The organism is Saccharomonospora halophila 8 (assembly GCF_000383775.1).
Taxonomy (GTDB): domain Bacteria; phylum Actinomycetota; class Actinomycetes; order Mycobacteriales; family Pseudonocardiaceae; genus Saccharomonospora; species Saccharomonospora halophila.
On the sequence record NZ_KB912488.1, the window covers coordinates 121,978 to 127,849 of the forward strand.

At 70.2% G+C, this 5,872-nt stretch carries 5 protein-coding genes; all 5 read right to left on the minus strand.

Annotation, left to right across the window (positions count from 1 at the left end; genetic code table 11):
* Window positions 1-1,557 (minus strand): NADH-quinone oxidoreductase subunit G (locus tag SACHA_RS0103340; protein WP_019807194.1); only part of this gene is annotated, 1,557 nt, incomplete at its 3' end.
* Window positions 1,554-2,843: an NADH-quinone oxidoreductase subunit NuoF gene (gene nuoF, locus SACHA_RS0103345; RefSeq protein ID WP_019807195.1), complete on the minus strand. Its 1,290-nt coding sequence runs from the start codon at window positions 2,841-2,843 to the stop codon at window positions 1,554-1,556. The genes SACHA_RS0103340 and nuoF, both read right to left, overlap by 4 nt.
* A gap of 138 nt (window positions 2,844-2,981) precedes the next feature.
* Entirely contained in the window at window positions 2,982-3,842 is an 861-nt protein-coding gene (gene nuoE / locus SACHA_RS0103350; protein WP_019807196.1) for an NADH-quinone oxidoreductase subunit NuoE, read from the minus strand.
* Window positions 3,839-5,212, minus strand: coding sequence for an NADH-quinone oxidoreductase subunit D (locus tag SACHA_RS0103355; protein ID WP_019807197.1), 1,374 nt, complete (start codon window positions 5,210-5,212; stop codon window positions 3,839-3,841). Before SACHA_RS0103355 ends, nuoE begins: the two co-directional genes overlap by 4 nt.
* Window positions 5,209-5,872 (minus strand): NADH-quinone oxidoreductase subunit C (locus SACHA_RS0103360; protein WP_083935765.1); only part of this gene is annotated, 664 nt, incomplete at its 5' end. The genes SACHA_RS0103355 and SACHA_RS0103360, both read right to left, overlap by 4 nt.

The following is a 5,872-nucleotide window of genomic DNA, read 5'->3' on the forward strand; positions in this document are numbered from 1 at the left end:
GGTGCGCCCGGCCAACCGGTCCAGTGCGCCGAACAGGCCGGGCACCTCGGCCGCGCGCTCCCCGACCAGCACCACGGCACCCTCGGTGCGCAGCTTCGCGTCCACATCGGGCGCGTGCCCGGCCAGTCCGTCCACCGCCTCGGCCTCGGCACCAGGCAGGCACGCCAGCAGCTCACCGAAGGTGCGCTCGACGGCGGGCGTCGTCCACTGTCCGATGTGCACGACCCGGACACCGTTGTCCCGCGCGCCCTTGCGCAGCCGCAGGAAGACCAGCGGCGACTCCTCCTCCGGCTCGAAGGCCACGCACAGCACCGCCGGTGCGTTCTCCAGGTCGGTGAAGGTGACCCCGCCGTTCTCCGGCGCGGTGCCCACCACGCGGGAGGCGAGGAAGTCCAACTCCTCGTCGGAGTGCGCCCGCGCCCGGTGGTCGACGTCGTTGGTGCGCAACGCGACACGGGCGAACTTGCCGTAGGCGTAGGCGTCCTCCACGGTCAGCCGCCCCCCGGGCAGCACGCCGACACCCCGGCCGTCGCGGGCCGTCGTCAGCCCCTCGGCGGCCACCCGCAGCGCCTCCGTCCAGGAGGCCTCCCGGAGTTCACCGGAGTCGGCGTCGCGCACCAGCGGCGTGCGGACACGGTGCTCCGCGGTGGTGTAGCGGAACGCGAAGCGGCCCTTGTCGCAGTTCCACTCCTCGTTCACCTCGGGCTCGTCGCCCGCGAGCCTGCGCATCACCCGGCCGCGCCGAAAGTCGGTGCGCTGCGCGCAGCCGGACGAGCAGTGCTCGCACACACTCGGCGAGGACACCAGGTCGAACGGCCGGGAACGGAACCGGTACTGGGCGCTGGTCAGCGCGCCCACCGGGCAGATCTGGATGGTGTTGCCGGAGAAGTACGACTGGAACGGGGTGCCCGCCCCGGTGTGCGCGGCCGTGTCGAGGACATCGGCCGTTTCGGACGTACCGATCTGCTGATGCGCACCGCGCTCCAGCAGGTCGATGAACGGGTCGCCCGCGATCTGCGCCGAGAAGCGGGTGCAGCGCTGGCAGAGCACGCACCGCTCGCGGTCGAGCAGCACCTCGGTGGAGATCGGCAGCGGCTTCGGGAACGTCCGCTTCTGGTCCCGGAACCGGGACTCCGGCCGCCCGTGCGCCATCGCCTGGTTCTGCAGCGGGCACTCGCCGCCCTTGTCGCAGATCGGGCAGTCCAGCGGATGGTTGATCAGCAGCAGTTCCATCACGCCCTGCTGCGCCTTGTCCGCCACCGGCGAGGTCTTCTGCGTCTTCACGACCATGCCGTCGGCCACGGTCATCGTGCAGGAGGCCTGCGGCTTGGGCATCGGCCGCCCGTTCATCTCGACCTCGACCAGACACTGCCGGCACGCGCCCGCCGGGTCGAGCAGCGGGTGGTCGCAGAACCGCGGGATCACGGTGCCCATCCGCTCGGCGGTGCGGATCAGCAGCTCGCCCTTGGGGGCGACGACCTCCTCACCGTCGATGGTGAGCTTGACGTGGCCCTCGGGAACGGGCGTGGCCGAGGACGTCTCGGGTGCGATGGTCATGATGCTCCCACCAGTTCGGGCGAGGACGCCCGGTTGCTCTCACACAGTGCGAGGAACTCGTCCCGGAAGTACTTGATGCCGCTGGTGATCGGGCTGACGGCACCGTCACCGAGGGCGCAGAACGCCCGGCCGAGGATGTTGTCGCACACGTCGAGCAGCGTGTCGATGTCCTCCTCGGTGCCGTGCCCGTCGACCATCCGCTCCAGCACCTTCGCCAGCCAGAAGGTGCCCTCCCGGCACGGGGTGCACTTGCCGCAGGACTCGTGCTCGTAGAACTGCGTCCACTTCATCACCGCCCAGGGCACCGAGACGGTCTCGTTGAACACCTGCACGGCCGTGGTGCCCAGCATCGAGCCGGCCTCGGCCGCACCCTCGAAGTCCAGCGGTACGTCCAGGTGCTCGGCGGTGAACAGCGGGGTCGACGACCCGCCGGGGGTCCAGAACTTCAGCGGGATGCCGTCCTTCATCCCACCCGCGAGGTCGAGCAGCTCCCGCAGCGTCGTGCCCAGGGGGGCCTCGTACTGCCCGGGACGCTCGACGTGCCCGGAGATCGAGTAGATCTTCGGGCCGGGCGACTTCTCGGAGCCCATCGTGCGGAACCAGTCCACCCCGCCGCTGACGACGTACGGCACGGTGGCGATGGTCTCCACGTTGTTCACCGTGGTCGGCTTCGCGTAGAGACCGGACGCGGCCGGGAACGGCGGCTTCAGCCGGGGCTGGCCGCGTTTGCCCTCCAGCGAGTCGAGCAGTGCCGTCTCCTCGCCGCAGATGTAGGCGCCCGCACCGGCGTGCACGACGATGTCCAGGTCGAACCCGGAACCGAGGATGTCGGCGCCCAGGTACCCCGCGTCGTAGGCCTCCCGCACCGCGGCCTGCAGCCTGCGCATCGGGTGCAGGGCCTCGCCGCGGACGTAGATGAAGCACTGGTGCGCCCGCATCGCGTACGAGGCGATGATGCAGCCCTCGATCAGCGAGTGCGGATCGGCCATCATCAGCGGGATGTCCTTGCAGGTGCCCGGCTCACCCTCGTCGGCGTTGATGACGAGGTAATGCGGCTTGTCCTCGTCGGACGGCATGAACGACCACTTCACGCCCGCGGGGAAGCCCGCGCCGCCACGGCCGCGCAGCCCCGCGTCCTTGATCAGCTGGACGATCTGCTCGGGCGTGCCGGCCAGGGCCTTGCGCACGGCGGTGTAGCCTTCGAGCTTCTCGTAGGTCGCCAGCCGCCACGACTGCGGCGAGAGCCACCGTTTCGTCAACACCGGCGTCAGCGGATCGGCACTCATTTCGCCTCCTGTGTCCTGCGGGACACCCGCACCCGGTCGGCTCCATGAGCACGGGTGACATGCTCACTCATTTCGCCTCCTGTGTCCTGCGGGACACCCGCACCCGGTCGGCTCCATGAGCACGGGTGACATGCTCGCTCATTTCGCCTCCGTTCCCGGTAGGGGCGCCTCGTCCGGCATCATCGGGGCGGTCCAACCCCGGTCGGCCGCGAGCTGGGCGCCGCGCACCGTCTCCACCGCCTGCGACGGTCCGTCCACATCGGAACGGAAGACGTCCTCGTCGTCGGGGAAGAACCCGGCGAGCTGGCGCTCGACCGACTTGAAGTCGGACAGCGGCGCGCCCCGCGTCGGCTGCGGTTTCTCCCCGGCGCGCAGGGCGTCCACGAGCGCGACCGCCTTCTCCGGCGTCTGGTTGTCGAAGTACTCGTAGTTCACCTGCAGCACCGGGGCGAAGTCGCAGGCCGCGAGGCACTCGGCGTGTTCGAGGGTGACCGAGCCCGGCTCCCCCGGCTCGCCCGCCGTCCGCTCGTGGCCGAGCGGTTCGCCGTCGTCGCCGAGATGCTCGGCCAGCCGCCGGTAGATCGCGTCCCCGCCGAGCGCCGCGCACAACGTGTTGGTGCAGACGCTGACCAGGTGCTGCCCGCACGGCCTGCGCTTGTACATCGTGTAGAACGTGACCACCGCGCTGACCTCGGCCTCCGACAGGTTCAACTGCTGGGCGCAGAAGGCCACCCCCTCCTGGGAGACGTAACCCTGCACCGACTGCACCAGATGCAGCATCGGCAGCAACGCCGACCGGGACTCGGGATACCGCCCCGCCAGCTCCCGCGCCCGCTCCGCGGTCTCCGGACCGAACGGGTCGGCGGGGGTGTCCCCGGTGAGCATCCCGTCCGTGCGTACCGGCGAGATCGCCCGCACGTCGACGTCGTCGGACGCGGCGGCGTGGGTCCGCTCGGCCTGCTGCGGCCCGCTCCGCGGTGTCTCGGAAGACTCGGTCATCGGTCCACTCCCCCCATCACCGGGTCGATCGAGGCGATGGCCGCGATGACGTCGGCGACCAGGCCGCCCTCCGCCATCGCGGGCATCGACTGGAGGTTGACGAAGCTCGGATCCCGGACGTGCACGCGCAGTGGCCGGGTGCCGCCGTCGGAGACCAGGTGGTAGCCCATCTCGCCCCGCGGCGACTCCACCGGCACGTACACCTGCCCCGGCGGCACCCGGAAGCCCTCGGTGACGAGCTTGAAGTGGTGGATCAGGGACTCCATCGACTGGCCCATGATCTTGCGGACGTGCTCCAGCGAGTTGCCCAGGCCGTCGGACGAGATGGACAGCTGCGCGGGCCACGCGATCTTCTGGTCCTCGACCATCACGGGACCGGGCTCGATCTTGTCCAGCACCTGCCGGACGATGCGCAGCGACTGGTGCATCTCCTCCACGCGGAGCAGGTAGCGCGCCCAGCAGTCCGCCTCGGTGGAGGTGGGCACCTCGAAGTCGAACTCGTCGTAGCAGGAGTACGGCTCCACCTTGCGCAGGTCCCACGCCACCCCCGCCGAACGCAGCACCGGACCGGTGGCGCCGAGCGCGAGGCAGGCGTCGACCGGCAGGTAGCCCACGCCCTTGAGCCGGTTGCGCCAGATCGGCTGGCCGGTGAACAGCTTGTCGTACAGCGGCAGCCGCTCGTCCATGACCTTGCAGAACGCCTCGACCTTCTCCACCCAGTCGTCCGGCATGTCCTGGGCGAGGCCGCCGGGCCGGATGAACGCGTGGTTCATCCGCAGGCCGGTGAGGTGTTCGAGCAGGTGCAGGACCTCCTCGCGCTCCCGGAAGCCCAGCGTCATGGCGGTGGTGGCACCCAGTTCCATACCGCCGGTGGCGATGTAGACGAAGTGCGAGGCCAGCCGGTTCAGTTCGAGCAGCAGCACCCGCAGCAGCTGCGCGCGGCGCGGCACCTCGATGCCGAGGAGCTTCTCCACTCCGAGGCAGTAGGCCATCTCGTTGGACAGCGGCGCGAGGTAGTCCATGCGCGTCACGAAGGTGACGCCCTGGGTCCAGGTGCGGTACTCGGTGTTCTTCTCGATGCCGGTGTGCAGGTAGCCGATGACCGAGCGGAGCTGGGTGACGGTCTCGCCCTCCATCTCCAGCACGAGCCGGAGCACACCGTGCGTGGACGGGTGCTGCGGGCCCATGTTGATGACCATGCGCTCCGACTCGGTGGCGTCGGTGAGCACGTCCTCCCAGTCGCCGCCGCTGACCGTGTAGACGCGGCCCTCGGTGGTCTCCCGGTGGTCGGCGTACCGGGCGCTCTCGGCGCCCTCGGCCGTGGTGTCGGTGCCCGTGCTGCTCTCGGCGATGCGGTCGCTCGTGGTCATGAGTAGGACCTCCGCGTGTCGGGCGGCGGGATCTCCGCGCCCTTGTACTCCACCGGGATTCCGCCCAGCGGGTAGTCCTTGCGCTGCGGGTGGCCGTCCCAGTCGTCCGGCATGAGGATGCGGGTCAGCGCCGGGTGTCCGTCGTAGACGATGCCGAACATGTCGTAGGCCTCCCGCTCGTGCCAGTCGGCCGTCGGGTAGACCTCGACGATCGACGGCACGTGCGGGTCGTCGATGTCCAGGGTCACCTCCAGCCGGATCCGGCGGCGGAACGTCATCGACGTCAGGTGGTACACCGAGTGCAGCCGCTGCGGCACGTCCTCGCCGTAGTCCACACCGGACACCGAGCTGCACAGTTCGAAGCGGAGTCCGGAGTCGTCGCGCAGGGTGCGACAGACCGAGACCAGGTCCTCGCGCGACACGTAGAAGGTGATCTCCCCGCGGTCGACGGTGACCTGGAGGATCGACTCCGTCGGGATCCCGTTGTCGGAGAGTGCGGCGAAGAACTCGTCGGCGAACTCGTCGAACCACCCGCCGTAGGGCCGTTCGGCGGGCGGCGGCGAATGGGCGGGCAGCCGGAGGCCGCCGTACCCGGACGTGTCCCCGGTTCCGGAGACGCCGAACATGCCGTGCCGCTCCCGGCCCGCCACCACCGGCTCG

Bases quoted from the DNA above. Each gene is read 5' to 3' on its own strand.
- SACHA_RS0103355 (WP_019807197.1), bottom strand. From the start codon at position 5,212: ATGACCACGAGCGACCGCATCGCCGAGAGCAGCACGGGCACCGACACC.
- nuoF (WP_019807195.1), bottom strand. From the start codon at position 2,843: ATGAGTGCCGATCCGCTGACGCCGGTGTTGACGAAACGGTGGCTCTCG.
- nuoE (WP_019807196.1), bottom strand. From the start codon at position 3,842: ATGACCGAGTCTTCCGAGACACCGCGGAGCGGGCCGCAGCAGGCCGAG.